Here is a 625-nt window from a genome sequence, read left to right on the forward strand (position 1 = left end):
GGCGATTCCAAAGTTTAAGAGATAGTCGATCGTCCCGGCTGAAAAGGTAAAGCCGTGATGGATGCCGAGCATATTGGTCACGGTCATGGCGCTTGCGGTTAACAAGGCATGAATACCGAAGAGAAGCGGCGACAGGAACATGAATGTGAACTCAATCGGCTCTGTGATTCCGGTTAAAAATGATGTGAACGCCAATCCGATCAGCAACCCGGCCGTTGCTTTGCGGCGATGCTTTTTCGCAGCGGCAATCATCGCCAGACACACCGCAGGAAGACCGAACATCATGATCGGGAAGAACCCTGTCATAAAGGCGCCGGCGCTTGGATCTCCGGCAAAGAACCGGTTCATGTCACCCGTTTTGCCTGCAAATTCTCCAAAGACCATCCAGACCATGTTGTTTAAGATGTGATGAAGGCCGAGCGGCAAAAGCAGCCTGTTTAAAAGACCGAATATCCCGACCCCTAATGCCCCCGCATGAATGATCCATCCTCCAATGGCGTCAATTGCCTGCTGTGCATAAATCCAGACGAAGCCGAAAATGCCTGCAAGAATGATGGAACAGAAGGCTGTCATAATCGGAACACTGCGTTTTCCGCCGAAGAAACCGAGCCAGTCAGGCAGCTTT

Annotated in this window: 1 protein-coding gene; it reads right to left on the reverse strand. The window is 51.4% G+C overall.

What is annotated here, in order from left to right; genetic code table 11:
* Positions 1 to 625: PTS transporter subunit EIIC (locus tag ACWHAR_RS28810; protein ID WP_452088664.1), on the reverse strand; the 625-nt coding region annotated here is incomplete at both ends.

This window comes from Bacillus sp. LR--39 (assembly GCF_053613335.1).